Here is a 26,318-nt window from a genome sequence, read left to right as displayed (position 1 = left end):
ATCGAACATTTAACAAGAAAGATAATACTAAGCGGGAGTCCACTTCAGTAAACTTGACTGTTTATCAGAATGCCATCTAAGTAATGTTTCTAAAGGTTTTCCTATAAAACAATCTTTAATTTGTTTGTTTTTTTGTAAAACCAGTCTAGGCGATACTGTTGCATACCAAATAGCAGCAGAAGGATCTCCAGTCCATTTCGCAAGTCTTTTACATCCTTCCAACAAAGAAATAGTGGTCCCTGCCAATGTTCCATTCTCTAAGCGACAAATACCCTTTTCAATATTTAATAAACGTTTGTCCCATATAAATTGTTTTTCTTCTAAACCATAAGGTGCTAATGCATCACTAACTAAATAGATCTGATCAGAAGCTAACTGCTTGAGAATGACTGCAAGATGAGGATGAACATGAAATCCATCAGCTATTAAACCTAAAGCAATCTGGCCATGATTTAAAGCCTCTGCAATAGGTCCAGGATCTCGATGATGCAACCCAGGCATTGCATTGAAAGTATGAGTTAGCATGCTAATACCTAAATCAAAAGAAAGACTGCTAATTTTGGAATCAGCTCCTGAATGACCTAAAGAAACCAATATTCCTAAATTCTGTAACTTCCTAATCACATCAGAAGCCCCTGGGAGCTCTGGAGCAATAGTTACCAATGAAATATCAGCCTCAAAACCGCTGATTCTTTGATCCAATTCTTCTAAGCTTGGTAAACAAATATATTTTGTTTGATGAGCTCCTCTATAGAACTTAGACAAAAAAGGTCCTTCAAGGTGTGCACCTAAAAGCTTGCATCTATTGTTAGCAGTTTGCTCTCTCGCAAGTCGAAAAACCTCTAAAGCATTCCGCAACGCTGAAACACTACAACTCACCAACGTTGGACAAATAGCCTCTACCCCATCGGCCCAAAGGTAGTCTAGAAGCTCAATTAGTTTAGGTAAATGGTTAGAGTCAATCTCATTAAAAGCTAAGCCTAAACCTCCGTTTATTTGTAAATCAATACCTCTAGGACTAATCCAATCTCCATCCCAGTCTTCATGCACATTAATATCAGAAGCAGTTGACATAGGAGCAATTGAAAGAATCTTTCCATCGTCATCAATGGAAATCCACCACAAATTTTTTACATCGCAATTAGGTGATGAGCTAGGAATTTGAATATTAATCAGATTACGCATATGAATAGATTCGTTTATTGGTTAATGCAAGGTTTAAAAGATCTCGTCATTATTAATAATGAAACACGCATTAAAAACAGTGCCTTCAGCAAATGCTGAACAAAAAGTCTTAGTAGCTGTAGTCATGGGTAGTGACTCTGATTTACCTGTTCTAGAAGCTGCCATTAAAGTTTTAGAGGAATTTAACCAAAAAGTAGAGGTTCGTGTGCTTTCAGCTCATAGAACTCCTCATAGGATGTTTGATTATGCTAAAGAAGCAGAAAATAAAGGAATAAAAATTATTATTGCGGGAGCTGGTGGCGCTGCACATTTACCAGGAATGATTGCATCACTTACCAACCTTCCAGTCATTGGTGTACCAATAAAAAGTAAATCTTTACAAGGTATTGATTCCTTATATTCAATTGTTCAAATGCCTAGTGGGGTTCCAGTTGCAACTGTTGCAATTAATGGTGGTCACAATGCTGGATTACTAGCAATACAGATATTAGCTATCTCAGATTCAAGGCTTAAATTGCAATTGTCACAATATAAAAAAAGACTTTACAGCCAAGTTCTAGAGAAAGATGAAAAACTCAGGACCATAGGTACTAAAAGCTATTTAGAACAAATGGAACTTTAAATAAATTATCCTTCTAAGTAAATATTTTTAATTCCATCATTTTTTGAATTACATCATCTACACATTCATCTAAGTTTTTCAACCCAGTATCTATTTTCAATTCTGGATTTTTTGGCTCTTCATATGGACTAGAAATACCAGTAAAATCAGGTATTTTGCCTGCTCTTGCCTTTGCATACAACCCTTTAGTATCACGGGTTTCACAAACAGCTAAATCAGCTGCACAATAAATTTCTATAAAATCATTCTTTTGAACCAATTGCCTAGCCTTATTTCTATCGCAACGAAAAGGGGACACAAATGCAGTTAATACAATTACACCTGCATCAAGAAAGAGTTTTGCTACTTCACTAATCCGACGAATATTTTCTTCTCTATCAGAATCTGAAAAGCCAAGATCCTTACATAAGCCATGCCTAATGTTATCTCCATCAAGTACATAAGTTCGTAAACCCTTTTGAAACAAAGCAGTATTCACTGCATTTGCCAATGTACTTTTACCTGAACCTGATAAACCTGTAAACCATAATATGGCACTTCTATGTCCTTGTTTTTGAGCAATTGAATCTCTATCAATCGAAGCTTGATGCCAAACGATATTTGTAGATTTTGTATCCATTTAGCAAAAGAAAATTAAAAGTCTCCCAACCAATTTTGACATGCGGCAGGCTTCAATTTAAGCAATTTATCCTCCTGATCGTTTTGGGAGATATCCTTCTTTGAGTAAAAGTTCTAAAACCATTACGACTTGATCCCCCTGCAGTTCAATACTTCCTTCTTTCACTGTCCCTCCAGTGCCACATTTTGTTTTAAATTTTTTTAAAAGTTTTCTTAAGTTAGATTCATTTAAATTCAGGCCATTAATCAATGTTACCGTTTTCCCACCCTTGCCTACTCTTGTTTTTTGGACTCTGACTGACATATCAGCTTTAGTTTCGGGATTTTCAGGAATGTCTGAATTGACTTTTGCTGCAACGTTTTCAAATTCTCTCCAATTTGTTTTAGGCATTTTTATGTAATTCACTAATCTATGTAAATATCTTATTAATTTGTTCAAGTGACAAGGACCAAACCACAAGATGCAGATCTTGCAATAAGTGCACGCCCATCACATCTTGGAAGATTTGGTCAATATGGTGGGCAGTATGTTCCTGAAACTCTTATTCCAGCTCTCTTTGAATTAGAAAAAGCAGTTACAGAAGCATGGAAAGACAAAACATTTACAGATGAATTATCCCATTTATTAAAAAACTATGTTGGAAGAGAAACGCCTTTATATGAAGCCAAAAGGCTAACGGAGCATTATCAAAAAGACAAAACCGGACCAAGGATTTGGTTGAAAAGAGAAGATTTAAATCACACAGGAGCACACAAAATAAACAACGCTCTAGGTCAAGCTCTACTAGCTTTAAGGATGGGGAAAAAAAGAATAATTGCAGAAACTGGAGCTGGACAACATGGAGTAGCCACAGCAACCGTATGCGCTCGTTTTGGTCTCGAATGTGTAATTTATATGGGGGAAGAAGATATGAAAAGACAGGCTCTTAATGTCTTTCGAATGAAATTACTGGGTGCAAAAGTAAAACCTGTTACTGCAGGTACAGCAACACTCAAAGATGCTACCAGCGAGGCTATCCGCGACTGGGTTACCAATGTAGAGTCAACACACTACATACTAGGTTCTGTAGCAGGTCCTCATCCTTATCCAATGCTGGTAAGAGATTTTCACGCAGTTATTGGGGAAGAGACTAAAAGTCAATGTAAACAAGCATTTGGTAGATCACCAGACATATTGCTCGCTTGCGTCGGAGGTGGTTCTAATGCAATGGGCTTATTTCATACATTTGTTGAAGATCAATCAGTAAGAATGATAGGAGTTGAAGCTGCTGGTGATGGCGTCAATACTAATAGACATGCTGCAACTATTACCGAAGGGCGTGTAGGTGTACTGCATGGCGCAATGAGCCTTCTTCTGCAAGATGACAATGGGCAAGTTCAAGAAGCTCATTCTATTAGTGCTGGACTGGACTACCCAGGGGTAGGGCCTGAACACAGCTACTTAAAAGAAATAGGTAGAGCAGAATATGTAGCTGTAACTGATCTAGAAGCACTAAATGCACTACAACTGGTAAGTCAAAAAGAAGGTATTATTCCGGCTTTGGAAACCGCACATGCATTTGCATATTTAGAGAAACTATGTCCATTACTTTCATCTAATACAGAAATTGTTATTAATTGTTCCGGTCGTGGTGATAAAGATGTCAATACAGTAGCCAAGCACCTGGAGTCAACAGGAATGAATTGATAAAAACTTTCCTTTAATAACGAGGGACTGAATCATCTATTTGCATGCTCCAAGCATCTATGCCTCCCTCCAAATTCCAAACGTTATAGCGATCATCCTGTTCTATTAACCAAAGAGCAAAATTCCAGCTGCGTATACCTGAATGACATAAAGCAACGATTGGTTTTTTGAACGATAAATTACTTTTTAAACTTGTGGTCCAAACCGAAGCCTGACTTAAAGGTAGATGAACTATTGGGGAAGGGAACGCCGCAATGTCTAACTCTGCTTGTTCGCGGACATCTACTAAAAGGGGCTGTTTGTCTTTATCTTGAAGCCATTTTTCTAGTTGGCGAGGAGTTAAATTTTGAGGCGTCTTTTGATTCATTTCGTTATTTAAAACACTAAAAGAAAATTCAGCACTTATAAAGAAGATACCTTAAACAAGTAGTTACCTAGAAATGAAGATACAAACTATCTTTATAAGCTTACTTGTCACTATAATCTTCATACTTTCAATTCTACTTGGAACACGTGTCACTTTAAACAATCAACAACCTTCAGATTTATTTCAACAAAGCATTACATTACCTGAAGCTGCAAAATTTGTTCCTAAAAATTCTTATCTAACAATTCATTTTAAAATTAATCTGAATAAAATTGATAACTATATTGAACCATTAACAAATAAAGATAAGAAGAGTATTGCAATCAACAATATCAATGAATTAAGGGATGGTTTATTTAGTCTAATAGGTTTAGATTTCAAAAATGACTTATCAAGTTGGATTGGTTCTGATCTTAGTTTTTCAGTTTTCAATGCAAAGGAAAGTTCAGATCATAAAGAATGGCTATTAATTACCCAATCTATAAATGAACAAAATACTAAAGATTTCATAGATAGGTTCTTGAGAAATCAAACAAATACTGGAGGGGATGTAAAAAAAATAAACTATAAAGATCAAGAAATATTTTCCGCTGTCAGGCCCAATTCTGATTCAGAAGACAATGAAATATCAATGGTATTATTAGAAGATGATCAACTACTTATTTCATCAAATAAAGAAATAATAATTGAGGCAATAAGCACATCAAAAGATACCAGTTTAAATCAACTGCATGACAAAGAATTAAAAGAATTAATAAGTACATTAGAGGATGGAATGGCATTGATAACTGCCTCTCCTAAGGCCTTGGAATTATTATTTAAAACTCCTAAAGAAATTACTACTAAGCTTGCAAACAATAGTTTTGTGGGGTCCATAAGAACCAAAGGCAAAGACATATCTCTTAATAGTATTTTCAATTTTAAACAGCCCTTCATTGGGGTTTCCAATCAAAGCAATCAAGCTATAGAAATGATCAAAAACATACCAATTTCTTCTAAAACTATTGCGATTATTAGCGAGCCAAAAGAAATACTGCAATCCTCGAAAGCTAATATCTATAGTCAATGGTTAGGTCCAGTTGTTAACAACTCATTATCAACTAAGGATTCTAATATAAAAAAAGCAATATTTGAATCAAGTACAGAGCCGTTAATATATATAAGTCAAGAGGATAGCTGGATCATAGAATCAACTCCAGATTTGGATATATCAAATATAGAAGAAATACTAAAGAAAAATAATTATGAGATGAAAAAGATTCTTACAGATAATCATGAATTAGAAGTTTGGTATACTATTGCTCTAGAAGAAATAAATGATATTTATAAAATCAATCCAAAAGTAAGTTTAATTGTGGAGAAAGCGCCTAACAAGATTAAATGGAGCAATGAGATATCAAACTTTGAGAATAAACTAACATTCAAAAAAGACAACCCTATAATAAATACATTCCCTGAAATCCAAAATCATAGCAACTTATTAACTCACCAAATCTATTTAGATCAAAGTACAACTAAAAAAGTACTTAAGAATTGGAAGCCATGGCAACTTTTAAAGGCAATCTCAACAAAATCTACTGACTCACATATTCAGAGGTTGAGCCTAGCCCTAGGAACATATGATGATAATCAAGAAACCCTGCTAAACTTTCAAGCCCAAGCATCTCTTAATTAAAGCCTCTCTAAAGAAACGAACGAATCACTTCATTAAGTAAAATAGGTTAGAAATATTTTTCCGTTAAAAGTTGGAGCATAAAGCAATAGAAAATCAACAAGATTCCAAAACCATGGTTTTGAAACCTGGCCTGGAAGGAGTTCCCGTCACTCAATCATCTATCTGTGATATCGATGGTATTAAAGGTGAGCTTAGATATAGAGGTTATCCAATTGCAGAATTAGCTTCAAAAAGCAGTTTTTTAGAAACTGCATATCTTCTTATATGGGGAAATCTCCCAAGCTCTCAAGAACTGAGAGATTTTGAAAATGCTGTACAAATGCATCGGAGATTAAGTTTCCGAGTTAGGGACATGATGAAATGTTTCCCAGCAACTGGTCACCCTATGGATGCATTGCAATCAAGTGCTGCATCTTTAGGTTTATTTTATTCAAGAAGAGCTATTGATAATCCCGAATATATTTACGATGCGGTAGTCAGGTTAATAGCCAAAATCCCAACAATGGTGGCTGCTTTCCAATTAATTAGGAAAGGACAAGATCCAATACAACCTAGAGACGACCTACCATATTCTGCAAATTTCCTTTATATGCTCACCGAGCGCGAACCAGACCCATTAGCAGCAAGAGTACTTGATAGATGCTTAATACTTCATGCAGAACATAGCCTTAATGCGAGCACATTTAGTGCTCGCGTAACAGCAAGTACTTTGACTGACCCATATGCTGTTATCGCTTCAGCAGTAGGAACACTTGCAGGGCCATTGCATGGTGGTGCAAACGAAGATGTTATAGCAATGCTCGAAACTATTGGCACTCCTGATAAGGCAAATAACTATTTAAATAATGCAATTGCACAAAAAAGCAAAATCATGGGGTTTGGGCATAGAGAATATAAAGTAAAAGACCCTAGAGCATCACTTTTACAAGAATTTGCAGAAGATCTTTTTGCTAGATTTGGTAAAGATGAAATGTATGAAGTAGCAAAAGCAGTAGAACAAAATGCAGGACCTTTGTTAGGGCCTCGTGGTATATATCCAAATGTTGACTTTTATTCAGGACTGGTTTATAGAAAACTAGGCATCCCAAGAGATCTTTTTACCCCTATTTTTGCTATTTCAAGAGTTGCTGGATGGCTCGCGCATTGGAGGGAACAACTTAGTGCTAATCGTATTTTTCGACCTACGCAGATATATACAGGTGAAAAAAATCGAACATGGAAAGCATTAGAAGAGAGAGCTAATAACTAATACGAGTAAATTTGATACACAGTAATTAGTAAGATTTTTCACTACTCTTAAGAGAGATTTTTATTCTCCCTTGAATACAGGCTTAGACATTGAATTGAGCTTCAATAACCTCTTGCAAGGGATAGGTGTTCCTCCAGAGATTTCTCATATTCTTTGGTTGCCACTCCCAATGTTATTAGTGCTATCTGTTGCTTTAATTGGAGTACTAGTTACAGTCTGGCTCGAAAGAAAAATTTCTGCAGCTGCTCAACAACGGATTGGACCCGAATATGCCGGTGCTCTCGGTATTTTGCAGCCGATGGCAGATGGATTGAAGCTCCTTGTTAAAGAAGACATAATCCCTGCAAAAGCTGATAATTTACTATTTACTGTTGGCCCTGTTTTAGTTTTAGTACCAGTAATACTTTCTTGGTTAATTATCCCTTTTGGTCAAAATTTACTAATTAGTAATGTTGGAATTGGAATCTTCTTATGGATTGCATTAAGTAGTATTCAACCTATTGGTTTATTAATGAGTGGCTACGCATCAAATAATAAATATTCTTTATTAGGCGGTTTAAGAGCAGCCGCACAATCAATTAGTTATGAAATACCTCTTGCACTAGCTGTTTTAGCAATTGTAATGATGAGCAACTCTCTCAGCACTATAGATATTGTTAATCAACAAAATACTGTTGGTTTTTTTAGTTGGAATATATGGAGGCAACCAATTGGCTTTTTGATTTTTTGGATATGTGCACTTGCAGAATGTGAAAGACTGCCATTTGATCTTCCAGAAGCAGAAGAAGAATTAGTAGCAGGATATCAGACTGAATATGCTGGCATGAAATTTGCTCTTTTTTATCTAGGAAGTTATATAAATCTGGTTTTATCTTCTTTATTAGTATCAATTTTATATCTAGGTGGATGGGGCTTTCCTATTCCAATTGAATGGTTAACTAACATTCTGGGTGAAACAGCAAATGCACCGGTTGTGCAAATCATTACAGCTTCTATAGGAATAGTAATGACCGTCTTCAAAACTTTTCTTTTAGTTTTCTTAGCAATTTTACTTAGATGGACTACACCAAGAGTACGTATAGATCAATTACTTGATCTAGGTTGGAAATTCTTGCTTCCTATTGCTCTTGTAAATTTACTCTTCACTGCAGCTCTTAAGTTGGCATTTCCTATTGCATTTGGAGGATAAAAAAGAAACCTTCGAATTAGCAATTGAAAACAAAATACAATTTTAAAAGTAAAGGCACTTATTTCTTTAGAAATCCCTGTAATATCAAAGTATTGGGTTATCTAAATAAGTAATTGCATTCACATGACTAGCTTTTTTCAAAAAGTAGCAGATTATAGTCAAAATGCAGTCAGCGCTGGTAAATACCTCTTGCAAGGTCTAGCAGTAACTTTTGACCATATGCGCAGGCGTCCCATTACTGTTCAGTATCCATATGAAAAATTAATTCCTTCAGAAAGATATAGAGGAAGAATTCATTATGAGTTTGATAAATGCATTGCATGTGAAGTATGTGTAAGAGTCTGTCCAATCAATCTTCCAGTTGTTGACTGGGTAATGAATAAAGAGACTAAAAAGAAAGAACTTCGTAATTATTCAATTGACTTTGGAGTATGTATATTTTGCGGAAACTGTGTTGAATACTGCCCTACTAATTGTTTATCAATGACAGAGGAGTATGAATTAGCAGCTTTTGATCGCCATAGTCTTAATTTTGATAATGTAGCTCTAGGCAGACTCCCGACGAACGTTACTACTGATCCATCTGTAATCCCTTTAAAAGAACTTGCTTATCTACCTAAAGGAATAATGGATCCTCATGAATTAACTCCCAACGCAGCTCGAGCAGGTAAATTACCAGAAGAAGTATTGAACTTAATTAACAAGGAAGACGTTAGTGATAACAAAAACGTGGAAATGAATCAATCCAAAATAGAGGAAGAGTAATAATGAATATAGTTAGTAGTACGCAACAAATTTGCTTTTTAATTCTTACAATTATAATTATTGGTGGAAGTCTGGGAGTTGTATTAATAAATAATATTGTTTACTCAGCCTTCCTTTTGGGTGGTGTGTTTATGTCAGTAGCAGGGTTATATCTTTTATTAAATGCAAGTTTTGTTGCTGCAGCTCAGGTATTAGTTTATGTAGGTGCAGTAAATGTTCTCATTCTTTTTGCAATCATGTTAGTCAATAAGCGCGAAGAACTTAAACCAATCAAAGGGTTAAAAATAAGAAAGTTTTTTTCAGGTATTGTTTGTGGTGGACTTCTTTTATTATTATTTCGTGTAGACATCACAACTAAATGGTCTTTACCTGGCCCTAAAGCAATCGGTGAAGAAGCAACTGAAAGGATAGGTGAACATTTATTTACTGATTATCTCCTACCATTTGAACTCGCATCAGTACTTTTGTTAATGGCTATGATAGGTGCAATTGTACTGGCTCGTAGAGATATCTTTATCGACAAAGCTCAAATAAACATTCAACAACAAAATTTAATTGATAATTCTAATAATATAGCTCTTATTGATCAATCAGAAGATTGATCAATAAGAGCTATGTTTAAACTTAATCAAATCAACTGATGATTAACTCTGAAGCACCGATACCTCTCGAAGCTTATTTATTAGTTGCTTCAATATTATTCTGTATAGGTGTTTGGGGGCTCATTAATAGTAGAAATGCAGTTCGAGTATTAATGAGCATAGAATTAATGTTAAATGCAGTAAATATAAATATGATGGCATTCTCTTCTTATATAGATGGTGATCTAATTAGAGGTCAGGTCTTTACTGTTTTTGTAATCACTGTAGCCGCAGCTGAAGCAGCTGTAGGTCTTGCAATTTTACTTTCTTTATATAGAAATAGAACTACAGTGGATATGGAAAGTTTTAACTTACTAAAATGGTAATAAATTAAAAATATGAAATTAGATTTAATATGGTTAATATATAAATCAAAAAATAAACATGCAGCAACAGAAGCAGATTATTGTTCAAAAATACTTAAATCGCAAGGAATAAAAGTAATTATTTTAGAAAGTTGCTCAGAAAACAAATCTTTCCCAATTCTAAACTCTTCCAATAAAGAATTAATACCCGATTTAGCCTTAGTATTAGGAGGAGATGGAACAATACTTGGCGCTGCAAGACATCTTTCAATGCATAATGTCCCTATTTTAAGTTTTAATGTTGGTGGAAATCTTGGTTTTTTAACTCATGATTGGAAGCTATTAAGAGATAAGTCTTTATGGGAAAAAATTCAATTAAATCAATTTAAAATTGAACATAGAATGATGCTCGAAGCATATTTAGAATTTAATTATAAAGAGAATAATCAAACCCAATCCAGAAATCTCTTTTGGGCATTAAATGATATTTATTTCCGTTCTTATCGTGATGAAATCTCTCCAACTTGTTCTCTGGAAATTGAAGTTGATGGTGAAGCAGTAGATATTTATAGAGGAGACGGTTTGATATTAGCTACTCCAACTGGCTCAACAGCTTATGCAATAGCGACAGGCGGACCTATCCTTCATCCTGAAATAGATGCCATCATAATTAGTCCAATTTGCCCAATGAGTCTCTCAAGCAGGCCAATAGTTATCCCATCCCAATCACAATTAGTTATCAAACCATTAGAAGGTAAAAGTCAAAAAGTAAAAATTTGGCAAGACGGAGTTGGTAATGCTGTCCTTACTTCAAAAGACAGATGTTTTATTCAAAAAGCACGTACTGATGCTCAAATGCTTGTTTTAAAAGAAAAACCTTCTTATTACATGACACTAACGCAAAAACTACATTGGGCTGGCAGCCTAGCTAATAGTTCCAAAGTTGATTAATTACAATGGGCAAAGAAATTGAACGACGTTTCATTGTTAAAGGTCAAAACTGGAAAAAATCTATAAATAGCTTTGAAGAGATAAAACAAGGTTATTTATCAACCAATTTTGATGAATGGATTACGAGAATCCGTATCACTAATAACAAAAAAGCTCTACTAACACTAAAAGCATTAATAGGGAAACTAACGAATTATGAATTTGAATATCAAATTCCTATAGAAGAAGCTGAATCAATATGGAAACTTGTCTCAAAAAAAATCATTAAAAGAAGGTATATCATCAACTACCTTTCAAAAGAATGGGTGGTGGACTGTTTTCAAGGCAATAATCACCCTCTAATCATTGCAGAAATTGAATTAGCTACTGAACAAGATCTGATAAAAAAGCCAAATTGGTGCATAAAGGAAATTACAGGTATCAAAAGCCTGAGCAATGCCAGTCTTGCTCAATCTCCAATATCTGATTGGTCTCAAGAAGAAAAACAAAATCTACACATTATGTAGAGAATATAAAGAAGATCCTTTAGATTCTCTTTATATTCCCGATCTCGCTTATTCCCCTTTATTAATGCGCTGATCATTGTCAAAGGAGCTCTCGCCTTGTATGGCTTATATGACATAGACGGAATACTCCGTTTTACATGCTCTGATCGTGAGGCTTGTATAGATTATGCAGAGCTACTGGAAATCGCTGCAGATGAATATTCATTGCTTGACTTGCCAGGGTTTAATCCTTTAGAGATCAACTATCGTTCAAAGAAGGGTCTTCGTCGTCAGGCAAAGAACAGCAATTAAAGCCATCTCGACAGATTTTGCCGTGGTCCATAGCCCAATTCAAAAGCGCGACTCTGTTTTTAGAACCTGTTTTCGTAAACATATTGCTCACATGATTATCTACAGTTCGTTTACTGATAGTTAATCTTTGAGCTATTTCTTGGTTTGTTAAACCATCCGCCACAAGTTCAATAATCTCCATCTCCCTTGCCGAAAGGGACATTTGAACCGATTTGGAGAATTCTCCTGAAAACATGCCCTCCATATCCACTTATCTAATTCATATTACGCAAGCTAGGGTCATTGATAAGTAATAGTAATTTTCTAATAAAAAAGAAATTGGAATCCAACTTACAAAAATCACTAAAATCGCCTGGTATTACGATTACTGCTGAAGTCATGCCCCCCAGGGGAGGGAATGCTTCTCAAACAATTGATACGGCAAAACTTCTTGCAGGGAAAGTAGATGCAATAAATGTTACTGATGGAAGTCGAGCAATTATGAGAATGAGCAGTCTAGCTGTATGCAAATTACTTTTAGAATCAAAGCTTGAACCTGTTTTACAAATAGCATGTCGCGATAAAAATCGAATTGCATTACAAGCTGAAATCCTTGGCGCCAATGCACTTGGAATTAAGAATGTATTATGTCTAACCGGTGATCCTGTTCGAGTAGGCGACCAACCAAATGCAAGACCAGTTCATGACTACGAATCAGTTCAACTGCTAAAACAAATTTCTGCATTCAATCTTGGTCAAGATCCAACATCAGGTTTGTTAAAAGATGGGGCAACAAATTTATATCCAGGAACAGCTGCAGATCCAAATTGCAAAAATTTTGGAAGTCTTAGAAAAAGATTGGAAAGAAAGAAAAATGCAGGGGCTCGCTTTATCCAATCACAGATGGTTATGAGTCCAAACGTATTAGAGAATTTTTGCCGAGAAGTGGCTGAGCCTCTTGAATTGCCTGTTCTTGCAGGAGTTTTCTTATTAAAATCTGCGAAAAACGCTCAATTTATAAATAAAGTAGTTCCAGGTGCATGCATACCAAACGAAATAATTCACAGACTGGAAAATTCAACAAACCCTGCTTTAGAAGGAATATTAATTGCAGCTGAACAAGTAAAAAGCTTTGTGGGAATAGCAAAAGGTGTTCATATAATGGCTATCAAAGCTGAAAGAAGCATTTTATCAATAATTGAAGAGGCAAATATTTAACTTCCTGTACTAATTAGATCTGTACCCAACAGCTCTGCCATCGCTTTTTGTTGAGGAGATGGTTCACCTAAATCTTGTCTACGTGCATCAGTGATCAACCAATCAAGAGCTGCTTCTTGTAAATCAAAGTGATCACCATTTTTATCCACACAATATCGTCCGAAAACTAATTTCTCAACAAGTTGAACCCCTGGTCCTATCCTTGAATAATCGAAAATAATTGAATTATCAATTGTTGATCCTTCGCAAATACAACAACTTGGTCCAATCATGGAAGGTCCAATAATAGTTGTTCCATCTTCAATCCTAGTCATTCCTCCTACATATACAGGTCCTTTCACATTAATTTTATCCCAGTTAGCTGCAACATTTAAACCAGCAAAAATACCTGGCCGAATCTCTTTGCCTGGCACTTCAACTTGCCGTACTTCACCCAAGAGGACACTACGAATTGCCTTCCAATAGTCAGGAACTTTTCCTATATCAACCCACTCAAAATCCATAGATAATGCATAAAATGGAGCTCCAATCTCAACTAACTTAGGGAAAAGATCTGCTCCAATATCATATGGTTGATTTGAAGGTATATAATCAAAGATCTCAGGCTCAAATAAATATATACCTGTATTAATATTATTACTTAAAGCTAAATCAATAGTAGGTTTTTCTTGGAATGCTTTAACTCTATTTTGATCATCACTAACTACAACACCGTAACTACTTACTTGATCTTTAGGGACATTTTTTGTAATCAAAGTGGCTAATGCTCCATTCTCTTTATGAGATTTAACAGCTTTAGAAAGATCTAAATCTATTAATGCATCGCCACATAAAACCACAAAAGTATCATCAAAAAACTTTTGAAAATCTTGGATCTTTTTCAATCCTCCTGCTGATCCCAGAGCATCTCCTATCAATTCACCATCTTGTATTCTCCCTTCAAAACTATATGCAATCTCTACTCCAAATCTTTGTCCATCCCGAAAATAATTCTCAATTTCTTCAGCAAGATGAGAAACATTAACCATTACCTCTGTAAAACCATGTTCTTTAAGAAGTTCTAATAAGAACTCCATAACTGGTTTTTGAAGAATTGGAATCATGGGCTTGGGAATCACATGAGTGATTGGCTGGACACGCGTGCCCTTCCCTGCCGCAAGTATCATCGCCTTCATAGGCGTTCAAGGCCTCCCTATAAATTAGGCCAAATTAGAATGATATATATACCACCTCTTAGGCTGCAGCCGGAGAAGTAGCTGTCACGTCAATATTATTTAAAGGTAATTGAGCAATCATTCCAGGCTCAAGAATTCTTCGCAATCTCAAAGGAGCATATAAAGAACCTTCCTGTTTCAGCTCAATTTTGCCTTGTGAAGATAAAAAAAGCAAAGCCCAAAAAACTCCAACTCGATCACTATCTAAATCTGAAGATGCCTTATCAGCCCAACTCTTTACACATAAATCAAAATCTATCCAATGAAGAGCTTGCTCCCAATTCCCAAGAAATATTCCCAAAGCAGCTGTTGTCTCAGGTAATTTTTCTCTATGAGCAAGAGCAGTCACTTGTTCAATAATTTGCTTATCGCTAAATCGCTTGCTTCTTCTTTTTCTTCTACTTTGAAGCTCATCCGCCTCAATGGTCTCCGCAATAGACTCAAGCTGCTCTATAAGCTCTCCAAGAGAGACCGCTCTCTTGAGTGGGGGTGGAGCTACTGGGCGCCTATATAGATGCCTCTCAGGGTTGCGAGGTAAATCCAGCCTAGGATCAAGCAAACCTTGTTCCGCAAAAGATAAGTCGAAGTTTTCTTCCAAATCTTCAACAGGAAAAGTATCTGACTCCAAAACCTGCGACTTTAAACTTACCAAAACAGAAGCTGCCAAAAAAGCCTCACTACTTTCAGCTAAATCTCTTTCAAAAGATCCGCCAGATACTGATAATGCTTTTCGAGGCAATTCTATTCTTAATCGCAATTGATCCAAAAAACCATCTATCACAGGAATAACATCAATATCCCAAGGATCAATATCACCATTTTCAGCAGCATCTTGCAAAAGGCGTATAGCAAGTCTTGCTCCAGAACTCGAACTAGTTTGTAAACCTTCAGCAGGCAAGATTTAAATCCCTCTGCAGAAAAGTTAACGAGACTATTGGCTTAATGCCATAGAAGAATACAAAGTAAATACTTAATTTTCTAAAAACTACTTCCCAATAGAAAAACTCTTAAAAGAAGAGTCCTTATAATTAGTTGATAAATATTTTTTAAATGAAAAGTCTTAAATTATAAATTACGATTAGAAGTATAGATATTCAACTTAGGAGTTGATTGAGAAGGTAATAGAAGTTTTTTATTACCAAGAATTTTATTAGAGTCAGATGTCATTCTTTCAATAGCAAGAATATCTCTTCCAACTAATCCATCTATAGACATAGAATAAGTCTCTGTCATTATTCTCGGATATAAGCCAATCCCAATAATAGGAACAAGCAGACTAGCAATAATATAAATTTCTCTAGGTTCTGCATCTACAAGTTCCCTTTTAGTTATAAGCTCTACATTTTCCTTACCAAAAAAGATTTCTCTAAGCATAGAAAGTAAATATATTGGTGTAAGAATTACACCTACTGCTGCAAGAGAAGCTATTACAATTCTAAATGGCAAAGTATAAACATCATCTGTTACAAATCCAGCAAAGACCATTAGTTCTGAAACAAAGCCACTCATCCCTGGCAAAGCCAGCGAAGCTAACGAGCAAACAGTCCAAAGTGCAAACATAATTCTCATTTTCTGACCTACACCTCCCATCTCATTCAGTTGAAGTGTATGAGTGCGGTCATAAGTTGCACCTACTAAAAAGAAAAGGCTAGCCCCTATCAATCCATGACTAATCATTTGAAGCATCGCGCCACTAGTTCCTAAAGAACTAAAACTGCCTATGCCTATTAATACAAAACCCATATGGCTTATTGAGCTATACGCTATCTTCCTCTTCAAATTACGTTGAGCAAATGAAGTCAATGCAGCATAAATAATATTTACTACTCCAAGAACTATTAATAATGGTGCAAATTGCGCGTGGGCATCTGGCAACAATTGAGCATTAAATCTTAAAAGTGCATAGCCACCCATTTTTAATAAAATTCCTGCCAGAAGCATATGGACTGGAGCAGTTGCCTCACCATGGGCATCTGGCAACCAAGTATGCAAAGGTACTATTGGAAGTTTGACTCCAAAAGCTATAAGTAAGCCGGCATAACATAATAATTGGAATCCTGTTCCAAAATTTTGATTAGCTAAATGAGTAAATTCAAAATTAGGCGAACCCCCTCCAAAAAATCCCATTGCTAATCCTGCAATAAGAATAAATAAAGAACTTCCTGCCGTATAAATGATGAATTTAGTAGCCGCATATTGTCTTTTTTTACCTCCCCAAATGGCCAACAATAAATAAACTGGTAATAGCTCTAATTCCCACGCTAAAAAGAAAAGAAGCATATCTTGAACTGCAAAAACTGCAATCTGGCCTCCATCCATAGCCAAAATCAAAAAGAAAAATAATTTTGGCTTAAAACTTACTGGCCAAGCTGCAAGGACAGCCAAAGCAGTTATAAAACTAGTGAGAAGAATAAGAGGCATTGATAGGCCATCAGCACCGACAGCCCAAGCAAGTCCTAATTCTGGCAACCAAGACACCCTTTCTGAAAGCTGCAATCCTTCAATGGATGGGTCATACCCTTTTAAATAAGCCCCAATCGAAATTAAAAAAGTAATTAAAGCAATCGCTAGGGCATACCATCTAACTTGTTTCCCCTCCCCTTCATCTGGAATAAAAGGGACTAACAAGGAACCTGCTATAGGAAAAAGAATACAAAGGCTTAGCCAAGGAAAATCTGCCACAATTGGTTCTGGCATTTGTCCAGAGATAGTTGCCCAAATTGAAACTGGCACGCAATCAAACACTTAATAAGTTTTACTCCTCTTTTTGGAGTGTAGAAATACTTACAGCTCTGGCATCCAATCGATAGGGGATGACACACACAAATAAAATTATATAAATAAACTTAATTCCCTAAAACTCCAAAAAGAGCTACTAAAGCAATTACTCCGCCGAAAACTATCAGTGCATAAAATTGAGCTCTACCCGTCTCAAAATATTTCAATCCCTCTCCACTACCTAATGTCAATAAACCAGTTAAATTAACAACACCATCGACAACCTTTGCATCCACTTCTAATACCTCACGAGCAAGCTTTCTACTGCCTCGGACAAATATTTTTTCATTTATATCATCTAGATACCATTTATTTGAGAGGAAGCTATTCACTAATGAAAATCTCTTTGCAAAAATAATGGAAAGGTCTATACGTTTTAAATAATAAGAAAAATATGCTAATAAAATACCGGAAATTGAAATAGTGACTGAAGCCAAAGCCAATGGCAAGAAATCTCCCCAGCTAAAATTTGTTGCCATTTCTATAGCCTCTTCTGAATCTAATAATTTGGCAAAAGCGCTACTCCATGGAATACCTAAAAAGCCAATTAAAACTGATGGAATAGCTAAAACTATTAAGGGTATTGTCATTGGCCAAGTTGATTCATGAATAACTCCTGAAAGATGACTATGAGCATCATCATCATCTTTTTCTTTACTAGCGAACTCTAATAACTGATTTTGCAAATCCTCATTGTTCCCCCTAAAAGTTCCTTCAAATGTAAGGAAATACAATCTAAACATATAAAAAGCAGTCATTCCCGCAGTCAAAAATCCAGCAAGCCAAAGAATTGGGAAAGAATGAAAAGCTTGGCCCAGTATTTCATCTTTACTCCAAAAGCCTGCCAAAGGAGGTATACCGCTAATAGCAATACAACCAATTAAAAATGTAATTGCAGTAATTGGCATTTTTTGACGCAAGCCACCCATGAGTCTCATATCTTGAGCAAGAACTGGTTCATGACCAACAACTTCTTCCATGGCATGAATGACAGAACCCGAACCTAAAAAAAGCATTGCCTTGAAAAAGGCATGAGTGACTAAATGGAACATCCCAGCAATAGGAGCTCCACAGCCCATAGCAAGCATCATGTAACCCAATTGAGAAACAGTGCTATAAGCCAAACCTTTTTTAAGATCCATCTGAGTCAAGGCGATAGATGCCCCTAAAAAACATGTTATGGTTCCAATAACAGCAATTAAAAGATTTATAAGAGGGAATTGGCTATATAAAGGTTCTAGTCTTGCCACTAGAAATACGCCAGCGGCTACCATTGTTGCCGCATGAATTAAAGCAGATATAGGTGTTGGTCCCTCCATCGCATCTGGCAACCACACATGCAATGGGAATTGGGCAGATTTCGCCATAGGACCTAAAAAAACCAAAAAACAAATTAGTAAAGCAGCCCACAGAGGAACAGAACCACCTTCAATAGCTTCAGAAAGGCCAACTGCAATCCCATTAAAATCAAAGCTTCCAGTAGCCCAGAAGAGACCCAGTATTCCCAATAAAAGTCCAAAGTCACCAACTCTATTTACAACAAAAGCTTTTTGAGCTGCATGAGCTGCTCCTTCTCTGTCATACCAAAACCCAACTAACAAATAAGAACACATTCCTACTAATTCCCAAAAAACATATATCTCCAACAAATTTGGGCTAATAATAAGACCAAGCATAGAACTGCTAAACAACGCTAAATAAGTAAAAAACCTGACATAGCCTTTGTCATGAGCCATGTATCCGTGGGAATAAACCATCACCAAAAGAGCAATAGTGGTAACCAAAGCAAGCATTACTGCGCCTAAAGGATCCACCACATAACCCATTGGCAAAGTAAAGTCACCAGCGCTAGCCCAAACAAAGAGATGCTCAACAGGTTGGGCTCCTGAAATTTGTTCAAAAAGAACTGCGTAACTCACAATCGCAGAAGCACCTACACAAGAAAGCAAACCTATTGCGACTGGTTTTTTTAAGCGATTAATAGAACTGTTAAAGCTAATTAACCCCAATCCGGTCAAAAGAGCACCAAAAAGAGGGAGTAATGGAATTAACCAAGCAATTTCAGCTGCTGATGGCATGCTCTTTTTTCATATCCTTGTGAGTGTAGGCATTTCAAGCGAGCACTTCTTGTAACTTCGAAGATAAAAACAATTCTGTGCCAACAGGAATAAAACGATGAGACCACCAAAAGACTGTTACTGCAACTAATATGCCGAATTGAGAAGGCCTCAAAAATTCTTTCCATTGCAACTTTTGTCGGCCATCAATAACAGCAAGAAAAGGGATAATTGATGTATTTCTTTTGATTTCCTCAAATTCTTCCCCAAATCTAGCTCTTAATCTTTTATCACCATGCCAAATCGCAAAAATATGATGAGCAATTAAACCCACCGACGTTACAACCATAAAACTACTGCCTAGCCACAAACCATGAGCAATACACCATATGACTTGTCCTATTGCTTGAGGATGTCTGCTAATTCTAATAATTCCTTGGGCATAAAGCCTAACTTGAGGTTTGGCTATAGCAGGAATTTCTAAAAGATTATATGTTGCAGGATATAAAAATAAAAAGCTAATCGCTGTAGCAATCCAAACGAACGGAATCATTCCAGGAACCCCTTGAAAATTCCATAGTCGAAGCCCATCGTAACGATGAGCTAAAAAATATAAAATCAATAAAACTGCTAGCGGAATACTTACACTAGCAAAAAGCAATCTCCAAATTCTTGGTCCAACTATAGCTTCTGCCCTAATTCTTAAAGCAGCACCACCACTATGAATTACTGCAAAAATAAGCAATAATAAAAGCATTACAAAGCTACTTTGATGCGTATCTTCTGGAAACATTTGTGGCAGAAGTTTTCTCGAACAATTTTTAGTTTCAGAGGGACTTAGAGTTCCCTCTTATAAGTTTGTATGTTTGCTGCCCTTTTGGCAGCCGCTATGGCCGAACTGCCTTTCACTCTAGATCAACTCCGCATCCTCAAGGCAATTGTCAATGAGGGCAGCTTCAAAAAAGCTGCAGAAAGTCTTTATGTCACTCAACCTGCTGTAAGTCTCCAAATTCAAAATTTGGAAAAACAATTAGAAATTACAATCTTCGATAGAGGTGGCCGAAAAGCACAACTCACAGAAGCAGGCAAACTTTTACTCAAATACTGTGAAAGAATTCTGAGTCAATGCGATGAAGCTTGTGGTGCAATAGAAGATCTACACAACTTAAAAGGAGGCTCTCTCATTATTGGAGCCAGTCAAACAACAGGAACATATTTAATGCCTAGAATGATTGGCCTTTTTCGACAAAAGTTTCCTGATGTATCAGTACAGTTACAAGTACACAGCACCCGAAGGACTGGATGGAGTGTGGCTAATGGACAAATTGATCTTGCGATCATAGGCGGAGAACTACCCAATGAATTAAATGAATCTTTGCAAATCATTCCATATTCCACTGACGAAGTAGCGTTGGTTCTTTCCCAAAAACATCCTTTATCTAGATTAAAAGAGCTGACTAAAGATGATTTATATCGTTTAGGGTTCGTAACCCTTGATGCCCAATCAACAACTAGAAAAGTAGTTGATCAATTACTTAAAGATTCTGGCCTAGATATTCAACGTCTTCGTATAGAAATGGAATTAAATTCTCTAGAAGCTATAAAGAATGCAGTGCAATCAGGTTTAGGAGCAGCATTTTTACCAGTAGTTTCTATAGAAAGAGAACTTTTAGCGGGCTCAGTGCATAAGCCAATTATCGCAGATCTTGAAGTTAAAAGAGAACTAAAACTCATTAGCAATCCAGGAAGGTATACATCTAGAGCAGCAAAAGCATTCACTAAAGAAATTTTACCAATCTTTGCTAGCCCAGATAGTCCTATAAGAAATCAATAAATTAAATATAAAAATTATTCTAAAATTGAATGGCTTCTTGATTAACTCGAATCCCTTCATCTTCAACCCCTTTAATAATAAATTTATTATCATTAACATCTGCCTGGTAAACGCATCTCACAATTGGATTATCCCTAATAGATCCTATATAAGCAAAAGTATTCATGCGTTGCTTACACTCTCTAACATCCTCATTCGTAATTGCTCCTTGCTTCTGAAGAAGAGACCAATTCTCTCTTCGAATTACACACCCTGGTTGCAAAGCTGGTTGAGTAACAAAACTTGTAGATGGGTTTAAAGTCGTATACATTTCAATATCAATCACAAAGGCACTCGCTCCCCATTGCCTACAAAACTCAGGGTCAGGTACAGCCATATCTAACTGTTGTTGACTAGCAATATTTCCATCTCCACCTTGCGTAGTACTTGTAATAGCACTGCCAATACCAACCCCTAAAACCAAAACTCCTGCAAGAACAGCAATTGTCCCGCTATTCATATTCACACCTACGCCATCGCTCTTTGGCCCAGCTCTATATGAATTTTCTATAGGATTCCTACTAGCACCTAAAGAAGAAGGATATCTTCTAGAGCCTGAAGATCCAGACCTGGAGCGCCTATAGGGTGGTCGAGTCACAATAAATCTGGGGTTCTAGGAAGACCCATGGAATAATTTAAAACTCGACAATCGGGATTGTAAGTTAACAACCCAGCTTGAAGCATCTTTCTAATAAGAGCCTCAAGCTCTGAACCAATCTTTCTAAGAGTGTAATCACTCAAATCATTACCTGATTCAGCATCAACTAATTCTAGAAATCTTGTCTGAATTTTCTCTATTGACTGCTTTTCCCAAATAAATTCATTATCAGGGTCTAGATCAAGAGTTAGATGATCATTATCCTCGATCAAATTATTGCCATTAGATATAGCTGTAAAAATTCTGACATGCCTAGTAGTGCATTTTAGAAGGGGTTCTGTCATAAAAAACACCAAGAAAAATGGAATTGAAAATAAATAATTAAATATAAAGAAATTTTAGACCCCTTTTCTAATTAGAGTTGCACTTAATCTAAAAAAAAAAGAATGCGCGTTGCGATTGCTGGAGCAGGTCTAGCAGGTCTCTCATGTGCAAAATACTTGGCAGACCAAGGACATACCCCAATTTTATTCGAATCTCGTGATGTCCTAGGCGGAAAAGTAGCAGCCTGGAAAGATGAAGACGGTGACTGGTACGAAACAGGACTGCACATCTTTTTTGGCGCATACCCCAATATGCTTCAACTTTTTAAAGAACTAGGAATTGAAGACAGGCTGCAATGGAAAAGTCATTCGATGATTTTTAATCAACCTGAAGAACCTGGTACATATAGTCGCTTTGATTTTCCTGATTTACCAGCACCACTTAACGGAGTCGCTGCAATATTAAAAAACAATGACATGCTGACATGGGAAGAAAAAATTGCATTTGGAATAGGTCTAATACCTGCAATGTTGCGTGGGCAACAATACGTAGAAGAGTGTGACAACCTTTCTTGGAGCGAATGGCTTAGGGCTCAAAAAATCCCCGAAAGAGTTAATGATGAGGTTTTTATAGCCATGAGCAAAGCCCTGAATTTTATTAATCCAGATGAAATTTCTTCGACAGTTTTACTAACAGCTTTAAATAGATTTTTACAAGAAAAAAATGGCTCGAAAATGGCTTTCCTTGATGGAGCTCCACCAGAAAGATTATGTCAACCAATAGTTGATCATATTGAATCTCTTGGTGGAGAAGTTCACTTAAACAGTCCGCTAAAAAAAATAAATTTAAATACAGACTCAACTGTTAGAAGCTATGTTATTGGTAAAGGTGACCATGAAGAAGGTTCTATTGAAATCCAAGCAGATGCATATGTAAGTGCATTACCAGTAGATTTATTAAAATTAATTATTCCAAATAATTGGAAAACAATTAAACTCTTTGAGAATCTAAAAGGATTAAAGGGAGTTCCTGTAATTAATATTCATCTTTGGTTCGATAAAAAGCTTACAAACATTGACCATTTACTTTTTAGCCGATCACCTTTATTAAGTGTATATGCAGACATGAGTATAACTTGTAAAGAGTATGAAGACCCTGATAGATCTATGCTTGAGCTTGTATTTGCACCTGCTAAAGATTGGATAAATAGAAGCAATGAAGATATATTAGAGGCTACTATGGAAGAACTTAAGAAGCTTTTCCCTATTCACTTTACTGGGGAAAATAAAACTAAATTAAGGAAGTATAAAATCGTAAAAACTCCTCTATCTGTATACAAATCAATCCCTGGATGTCAAAAAATAAGGCCAAGTCAAGAAACTCCTATTCATAATTTCTTTCTTGCTGGTGATTTCACAATGCAAAGATATCTAGCATCAATGGAAGGTGCTGTCTTAAGCGGAAAACTTTGTGCTGATAAAGTTAATAAATCAAAGGAAAAGCTATCATCTTTAACTCAAAATACTTCTCTTGATCAGTGATCAAAAAATTACATTCTTATAATCTGTTTTAATGAATACCAAAAACTTAGGAAATCTAAATAATGCCTATGAAATATGTAGGAAAGAAACCGCAAAGTGGGCTAAAACCTTTTATTTGGGGACATTACTTCTACCACCTATAAAACGAAAGGCAATTTGGGCAATCTATGTTTGGTGCAGAAGAACAGATGAATTAATGGATAGTGCAGAAGCTCAACAAAAATCTAATGAAGAATTAGCAGAGAGACTTGATCAATGGGAATTAAAAACTCGGGAAATATTCAAAGGAAATCTAAAAGATGATCTAGATCATGTTATGGCTGATACATTCCAAAACTTTCCTCAATCTATAGAACCTTATCTAGACATGATTGAAGGCCAAAGAATGGATTTGAATAAAACAAGATACGCAACTTTTCAAGAACTGGAACTTTACTGCTACAGAGTTGCTGGGACTGTAGGGTTAATGACTCAAAAGGTTATGGGAATTGACCCTGCATATACAAATGCACCTTGGAGTAAAAGCCCTGATCCTTCAAAAGCAGCAGTTGCTCTAGGAATCGCAAACCAACTCACAAACATACTCAGAGATGTTGGAGAAGACCGCGCACGAGGGAGAATATATCTTCCACAAGAAGATTTAAAGAAATTTGGATATTCTGAAGACGATTTAATGCAAGGGAAAATCAATACTCAATGGAAACAGCTCATGGCATTTCAATTGCAGAGAGCTAGAGAATGGTTTGAAATTTCTGAAGAAGGTGTTAGATGGCTGTCTGCTGATGCTCGATGGCCAGTATGGACATCTTTAAGACTCTATAGAGGCATTCTTAATTCAATAGAAAGGCTTGACTACGATGTTTTTAATAACCGAGCCTATGTAAATCAATTCATGAAAATAATTGAACTTCCTATTAGTTATTTAATTGCACAAGCTAAATAAATATATTGAATTGCTCCTAAACAGGTGTTTTTTGATTAGCCAATAATTCCTTTAATTTAGAAAGTTCACCAGCCCATCTTGGATCAGGAGCTTCTTTACTAGGAGCATCACTATGAACAACTTTCTTAACATCTTTACGATTAGCAGCCTTCCCTTTGTTACCTCCAGAGTTGCCATTGCGTCTCCCTGAACCTGAATTAGATTCTTTGCGTTCTGATCGTTCAACTCTCAAACTATTTCCATTAAATTCATGTCCATTTAACTTTTCAATTACTTCATTCGCTAACTTTTCATCACTAATATTGGCAAAGCCGAATCCTCGGCATGCCTTAGTATCCCTGTCCAAAACCGCTTTAAAGCGAATCCCCTTACCAATAGTTGAAAAGAGTTGGTCTAACTCCTTGATTTTTAAATTCTGCGGCAAATTACCGATGTAAAGACGAACACTCATAGAACAGAAGGGCTAAGGGAAAGGACCTTATCAGGGAGAAAACTGACTTCCTTTGTGTGTAGTTAATCACAAAAAGGTTTGTTATGTTCCCACCAGTAAAGAGCCAATTTATAAGCTTCTTCGGAATTATGCAATCTTCCAAAGGCTCTTTCCTTACAAAGATAATGAATTAGATCTCCTATCCAAGGTCCTTCAGGAGCCTTAAGAAATGTTTTTAAAGAGTTTCCATCTAATAAAGAATATGGATGAAAAAGAGGATCTTTAAAATCTCGCCAACGTTTTAACCATATCTTTTGATCATCCTGAGAAAGGGTCAAAATCAATGCAGGCAAATGGTTTTCCATCTCAATATGTAACTTAAGACGGTCCAATTCATTTAATCCTCGAAAAGCATAACCATCATTTTTTTCTTGCCAAAATCTCAGCCGATTACAAGCTCGCATTGTTTTACGACTGAACCCCAAATCACTTAATCCTTTTTTACTGAGCAAATTCGTTAAACGTATTAAAGGCAAAGCAATCTCTAATTCTTCATCTGTGAAAGAAGAAACATTTTTTAAAGATAAAGGCCCAAATTGATACTGAATGAAATTTTCTTTCCAGGGTTCGAGCAAATGAATTTCATTCATAATTGGTATCGCATCATCTGCCCAAAAAGCATTGATTAATTTTTCTATCTCTACTTTTATTCTTTCTGAAGGAATCCCAATCAATAATTTTGCATTCTTTCTCAAATAAACTTTTGTTTGAGAATCCAACTCTAAATTCAATTCAGAAATTAATCGAAATCCTCTGAGAATCCTCAACGGATCATTAATGAAATTCTTCTCGTCAATTGCTACAAGTCTTTTATGTTTTAAATCACGAATACCATTTACGGGATCAAAAATTTCAGGTTCAGGAAGAAGTTTTAAAGCTATTGCATTAATTGTATAGTCTCGTCTAATTAAATCTTCGCGTAAATCATTACCAATCTGACTAGCTACATCTATTTTCCAATCATTATAAATATATCTTGCTATATCCCTTTGATCATCAAGAACAACAGTAGTACCTCCATATTTGTTAGATAAAGTCTTGCACAAATGAATTGCACCAATAGGTACTACAAAATCAAAGTCTGAAATAATTGATTCTTTTTTGAATAATGCATCTCTAATTGCACCACCTACTAAACATGTTCCTATAGGAAAATCATTTAATTTTAAAGGCCAATTATCTGAATTTAATCTTTTTAAAATCTCTTTTGCCATATATGAACGATTAGTATTCAGAATAGAGTCAGAGTAAG

Annotated in this window: 28 protein-coding genes; 14 read left to right on the top strand and 14 right to left on the bottom strand. The window is 35.9% G+C overall.

All coding sequences use genetic code 11. The annotated features are described in order from the left end of the window. Positions 1–27: 27 nt before the first annotated feature. The gene (locus O5636_RS07805; protein ID WP_269622242.1) at positions 28–1,185 is read right to left on the bottom strand and encodes an N-acetylglucosamine-6-phosphate deacetylase; all 1,158 of its coding nucleotides are present in this window, start codon (positions 1,183–1,185) and stop codon (positions 28–30) included. A 58-nt stretch (positions 1,186–1,243) separates the two neighbouring features. Here O5636_RS07805 and purE point away from each other — a divergent pair, with 58 nt between their 5' ends. Continuing rightward, positions 1,244–1,807 (top strand): 5-(carboxyamino)imidazole ribonucleotide mutase, encoded by a 564-nt coding sequence (gene purE / locus O5636_RS07800; RefSeq protein WP_269622241.1) that lies wholly within the window; start codon positions 1,244–1,246, stop codon positions 1,805–1,807. A 13-nt stretch (positions 1,808–1,820) separates the two neighbouring features. Here the strand turns inward: purE and cysC are convergent, their stop codons facing one another. Beyond that, on the bottom strand, positions 1,821–2,426 hold the full coding sequence (gene cysC / locus O5636_RS07795) for an adenylyl-sulfate kinase (RefSeq protein WP_269622240.1): 606 nt from the start codon (positions 2,424–2,426) through the stop codon (positions 1,821–1,823). 66 nt (positions 2,427–2,492) lie between these two features. After that, on the bottom strand, positions 2,493–2,816 hold the full coding sequence (locus O5636_RS07790) for a translation initiation factor (protein WP_269622239.1): 324 nt from the start codon (positions 2,814–2,816) through the stop codon (positions 2,493–2,495). Positions 2,817–2,864: 48 nt separating this feature from the next. Between O5636_RS07790 and trpB the strand changes: the two genes are divergently transcribed. Next, positions 2,865–4,112 carry a tryptophan synthase subunit beta gene (gene trpB / locus O5636_RS07785; RefSeq protein WP_269622238.1) on the top strand — a complete coding sequence of 416 codons (1,248 nt, stop codon included), beginning with the start codon at positions 2,865–2,867 and terminating at the stop codon, positions 4,110–4,112. 13 nt (positions 4,113–4,125) lie between these two features. Here the strand turns inward: trpB and O5636_RS07780 are convergent, their stop codons facing one another. Continuing rightward, on the bottom strand, positions 4,126–4,479 hold the full coding sequence (locus tag O5636_RS07780; RefSeq protein ID WP_269622237.1) for a rhodanese-like domain-containing protein: 354 nt from the start codon (positions 4,477–4,479) through the stop codon (positions 4,126–4,128). 73 nt (positions 4,480–4,552) lie between these two features. Between O5636_RS07780 and O5636_RS07775 the strand changes: the two genes are divergently transcribed. The 8 genes from O5636_RS07775 (at position 4,553) to O5636_RS07740 (ending at position 11,760) form a co-directional block, all read left to right on the top strand. Beyond that, a complete protein-coding gene (locus O5636_RS07775) occupies positions 4,553–6,154 on the top strand; it encodes a DUF3352 domain-containing protein (protein ID WP_269622236.1) in 1,602 nt (533 codons plus the stop codon). Between the two features lie 112 nt (positions 6,155–6,266). Next, a complete protein-coding gene (locus O5636_RS07770; protein ID WP_269623563.1) occupies positions 6,267–7,403 on the top strand; it encodes a citrate synthase in 1,137 nt (378 codons plus the stop codon). Between the two features lie 70 nt (positions 7,404–7,473). Next, the gene (nuoH, locus tag O5636_RS07765; protein ID WP_269622235.1) at positions 7,474–8,592 is read left to right on the top strand and encodes an NADH-quinone oxidoreductase subunit NuoH; all 1,119 of its coding nucleotides are present in this window, start codon (positions 7,474–7,476) and stop codon (positions 8,590–8,592) included. Between the two features lie 123 nt (positions 8,593–8,715). After that, positions 8,716–9,357, top strand: coding sequence for an NAD(P)H-quinone oxidoreductase subunit I (ndhI, locus tag O5636_RS07760; protein WP_269622234.1), 642 nt, complete (start codon positions 8,716–8,718; stop codon positions 9,355–9,357). 2 nt (positions 9,358–9,359) lie between these two features. Continuing rightward, entirely contained in the window at positions 9,360–9,959 is a 600-nt protein-coding gene (locus O5636_RS07755) for an NADH-quinone oxidoreductase subunit J (RefSeq protein ID WP_269622233.1), read from the top strand. Between the two features lie 38 nt (positions 9,960–9,997). Then, on the top strand, positions 9,998–10,324 hold the full coding sequence (gene nuoK / locus O5636_RS07750; RefSeq protein ID WP_269622232.1) for an NADH-quinone oxidoreductase subunit NuoK: 327 nt from the start codon (positions 9,998–10,000) through the stop codon (positions 10,322–10,324). Positions 10,325–10,336: 12 nt separating this feature from the next. Then, positions 10,337–11,254, top strand: coding sequence for an NAD(+) kinase (locus O5636_RS07745; RefSeq protein WP_269622231.1), 918 nt, complete (start codon positions 10,337–10,339; stop codon positions 11,252–11,254). A gap of 5 nt (positions 11,255–11,259) precedes the next feature. Beyond that, positions 11,260–11,760 carry a CYTH domain-containing protein gene (locus O5636_RS07740; protein ID WP_269622230.1) on the top strand — a complete coding sequence of 167 codons (501 nt, stop codon included), beginning with the start codon at positions 11,260–11,262 and terminating at the stop codon, positions 11,758–11,760. A gap of 238 nt (positions 11,761–11,998) precedes the next feature. On the opposite strand, the gene O5636_RS07735 is transcribed toward O5636_RS07740, so the two are convergent. Further along, on the bottom strand, positions 11,999–12,286 hold the full coding sequence (locus O5636_RS07735) for a helix-turn-helix domain-containing protein (RefSeq protein ID WP_269623562.1): 288 nt from the start codon (positions 12,284–12,286) through the stop codon (positions 11,999–12,001). An 83-nt stretch (positions 12,287–12,369) separates the two neighbouring features. On the opposite strand from O5636_RS07735, the gene O5636_RS07730 reads away from it, so the two are divergent. After that, a complete protein-coding gene (locus O5636_RS07730) occupies positions 12,370–13,248 on the top strand; it encodes a methylenetetrahydrofolate reductase (protein WP_269622229.1) in 879 nt (292 codons plus the stop codon). On the opposite strand, the gene O5636_RS07725 is transcribed toward O5636_RS07730, so the two are convergent. The 5 genes from O5636_RS07725 to O5636_RS07705 all read right to left on the bottom strand — a co-directional run bounded on the left by O5636_RS07725 (position 13,245) and on the right by O5636_RS07705 (position 20,090). Beyond that, entirely contained in the window at positions 13,245–14,423 is a 1,179-nt protein-coding gene (locus O5636_RS07725; protein ID WP_269622228.1) for a nucleotidyltransferase family protein, read from the bottom strand. The genes O5636_RS07730 and O5636_RS07725 overlap by 4 nt on opposite strands. 58 nt (positions 14,424–14,481) lie before the next feature. Next, positions 14,482–15,360: a segregation/condensation protein A gene (locus O5636_RS07720; protein ID WP_269622227.1), complete on the bottom strand. Its 879-nt coding sequence runs from the start codon at positions 15,358–15,360 to the stop codon at positions 14,482–14,484. A 167-nt stretch (positions 15,361–15,527) separates the two neighbouring features. Further along, positions 15,528–17,159, bottom strand: a complete 1,632-nt coding sequence (locus O5636_RS07715) for an NAD(P)H-quinone oxidoreductase subunit 4 (protein ID WP_269623561.1) — start codon at positions 17,157–17,159, stop codon at positions 15,528–15,530. 149 nt (positions 17,160–17,308) lie between these two features. Next, entirely contained in the window at positions 17,309–19,318 is a 2,010-nt protein-coding gene (locus tag O5636_RS07710) for an NAD(P)H-quinone oxidoreductase subunit 5 (protein WP_269622226.1), read from the bottom strand. A 34-nt stretch (positions 19,319–19,352) separates the two neighbouring features. Next, positions 19,353–20,090, bottom strand: coding sequence for an NnrU family protein (locus O5636_RS07705; RefSeq protein ID WP_269622225.1), 738 nt, complete (start codon positions 20,088–20,090; stop codon positions 19,353–19,355). Between the two features lie 96 nt (positions 20,091–20,186). Between O5636_RS07705 and O5636_RS07700 the strand changes: the two genes are divergently transcribed. Then, entirely contained in the window at positions 20,187–21,131 is a 945-nt protein-coding gene (locus tag O5636_RS07700; RefSeq protein WP_269623560.1) for a LysR family transcriptional regulator, read from the top strand. A gap of 19 nt (positions 21,132–21,150) precedes the next feature. Here O5636_RS07700 and O5636_RS07695 read toward each other — a convergent pair whose 3' ends face one another. Both O5636_RS07695 and ndhM read right to left on the bottom strand, forming a co-directional pair. Further along, positions 21,151–21,630, bottom strand: a complete 480-nt coding sequence (locus O5636_RS07695) for a DUF3172 domain-containing protein (RefSeq protein ID WP_269623559.1) — start codon at positions 21,628–21,630, stop codon at positions 21,151–21,153. Positions 21,631–21,764: 134 nt separating this feature from the next. Beyond that, positions 21,765–22,112, bottom strand: a complete 348-nt coding sequence (gene ndhM, locus O5636_RS07690; protein ID WP_269622224.1) for an NAD(P)H-quinone oxidoreductase subunit M — start codon at positions 22,110–22,112, stop codon at positions 21,765–21,767. Positions 22,113–22,214: 102 nt separating this feature from the next. On the opposite strand from ndhM, the gene pds reads away from it, so the two are divergent. Together pds and O5636_RS07680 are read left to right on the top strand one after the other, a co-directional pair. After that, complete coding sequence (gene pds, locus O5636_RS07685; protein ID WP_269622223.1) at positions 22,215–23,633, top strand: 15-cis-phytoene desaturase; 1,419 nt, start codon at positions 22,215–22,217, stop codon at positions 23,631–23,633. Positions 23,634–23,664: 31 nt separating this feature from the next. Next, positions 23,665–24,576 carry a phytoene synthase gene (locus O5636_RS07680; protein WP_269622222.1) on the top strand — a complete coding sequence of 304 codons (912 nt, stop codon included), beginning with the start codon at positions 23,665–23,667 and terminating at the stop codon, positions 24,574–24,576. Positions 24,577–24,592: 16 nt separating this feature from the next. On the opposite strand, the gene O5636_RS07675 is transcribed toward O5636_RS07680, so the two are convergent. Both O5636_RS07675 and O5636_RS07670 read right to left on the bottom strand, forming a co-directional pair. Next, positions 24,593–25,027, bottom strand: coding sequence for an RNA recognition motif domain-containing protein (locus tag O5636_RS07675; protein WP_269622221.1), 435 nt, complete (start codon positions 25,025–25,027; stop codon positions 24,593–24,595). 62 nt (positions 25,028–25,089) lie between these two features. After that, positions 25,090–26,280: a CCA tRNA nucleotidyltransferase gene (locus O5636_RS07670; RefSeq protein ID WP_269622220.1), complete on the bottom strand. Its 1,191-nt coding sequence runs from the start codon at positions 26,278–26,280 to the stop codon at positions 25,090–25,092. Between the last annotated feature and the right edge of the window lie 38 nt (positions 26,281–26,318).

Source organism: Prochlorococcus marinus str. MIT 0918 (assembly GCF_027359415.1).
Lineage (GTDB): Bacteria > Cyanobacteriota > Cyanobacteriia > PCC-6307 > Cyanobiaceae > Prochlorococcus_E > Prochlorococcus_E marinus_C.
The sequence above is the reverse complement of the archived record's forward strand: the minus strand, read 5'-3'. Positions and strand labels throughout refer to the sequence as shown.

Coding starts and splice junctions, on each gene's coding strand:
- O5636_RS07805 (WP_269622242.1), bottom strand. CDS start 1,185: ATGCGTAATCTGATTAATATTCAAATTCCTAGCTCATCACCTAATTGC.
- purE (WP_269622241.1), top strand. CDS start 1,244: ATGAAACACGCATTAAAAACAGTGCCTTCAGCAAATGCTGAACAAAAA.
- cysC (WP_269622240.1), bottom strand. CDS start 2,426: ATGGATACAAAATCTACAAATATCGTTTGGCATCAAGCTTCGATTGAT.
- O5636_RS07790 (WP_269622239.1), bottom strand. CDS start 2,816: ATGCCTAAAACAAATTGGAGAGAATTTGAAAACGTTGCAGCAAAAGTC.
- O5636_RS07780 (WP_269622237.1), bottom strand. CDS start 4,479: ATGAATCAAAAGACGCCTCAAAATTTAACTCCTCGCCAACTAGAAAAA.
- O5636_RS07775 (WP_269622236.1), top strand. CDS start 4,553: ATGAAGATACAAACTATCTTTATAAGCTTACTTGTCACTATAATCTTC.
- O5636_RS07770 (WP_269623563.1), top strand. CDS start 6,267: ATGGTTTTGAAACCTGGCCTGGAAGGAGTTCCCGTCACTCAATCATCT.
- ndhI (WP_269622234.1), top strand. CDS start 8,716: ATGACTAGCTTTTTTCAAAAAGTAGCAGATTATAGTCAAAATGCAGTC.
- O5636_RS07755 (WP_269622233.1), top strand. CDS start 9,360: ATGAATATAGTTAGTAGTACGCAACAAATTTGCTTTTTAATTCTTACA.
- nuoK (WP_269622232.1), top strand. CDS start 9,998: ATGATTAACTCTGAAGCACCGATACCTCTCGAAGCTTATTTATTAGTT.
- O5636_RS07745 (WP_269622231.1), top strand. CDS start 10,337: ATGAAATTAGATTTAATATGGTTAATATATAAATCAAAAAATAAACAT.
- O5636_RS07740 (WP_269622230.1), top strand. CDS start 11,260: ATGGGCAAAGAAATTGAACGACGTTTCATTGTTAAAGGTCAAAACTGG.
- O5636_RS07735 (WP_269623562.1), bottom strand. CDS start 12,286: ATGTTTTCAGGAGAATTCTCCAAATCGGTTCAAATGTCCCTTTCGGCA.
- O5636_RS07725 (WP_269622228.1), bottom strand. CDS start 14,423: ATGAAGGCGATGATACTTGCGGCAGGGAAGGGCACGCGTGTCCAGCCA.
- O5636_RS07715 (WP_269623561.1), bottom strand. CDS start 17,159: ATGCCAGAACCAATTGTGGCAGATTTTCCTTGGCTAAGCCTTTGTATT.
- O5636_RS07710 (WP_269622226.1), bottom strand. CDS start 19,318: ATGCCATCAGCAGCTGAAATTGCTTGGTTAATTCCATTACTCCCTCTT.
- O5636_RS07705 (WP_269622225.1), bottom strand. CDS start 20,090: ATGTTTCCAGAAGATACGCATCAAAGTAGCTTTGTAATGCTTTTATTA.
- O5636_RS07700 (WP_269623560.1), top strand. CDS start 20,187: ATGGCCGAACTGCCTTTCACTCTAGATCAACTCCGCATCCTCAAGGCA.
- O5636_RS07695 (WP_269623559.1), bottom strand. CDS start 21,630: ATGAATAGCGGGACAATTGCTGTTCTTGCAGGAGTTTTGGTTTTAGGG.
- ndhM (WP_269622224.1), bottom strand. CDS start 22,112: ATGACAGAACCCCTTCTAAAATGCACTACTAGGCATGTCAGAATTTTT.
- pds (WP_269622223.1), top strand. CDS start 22,215: ATGCGCGTTGCGATTGCTGGAGCAGGTCTAGCAGGTCTCTCATGTGCA.
- O5636_RS07680 (WP_269622222.1), top strand. CDS start 23,665: ATGAATACCAAAAACTTAGGAAATCTAAATAATGCCTATGAAATATGT.
- O5636_RS07675 (WP_269622221.1), bottom strand. CDS start 25,027: ATGAGTGTTCGTCTTTACATCGGTAATTTGCCGCAGAATTTAAAAATC.
- O5636_RS07670 (WP_269622220.1), bottom strand. CDS start 26,280: ATGGCAAAAGAGATTTTAAAAAGATTAAATTCAGATAATTGGCCTTTA.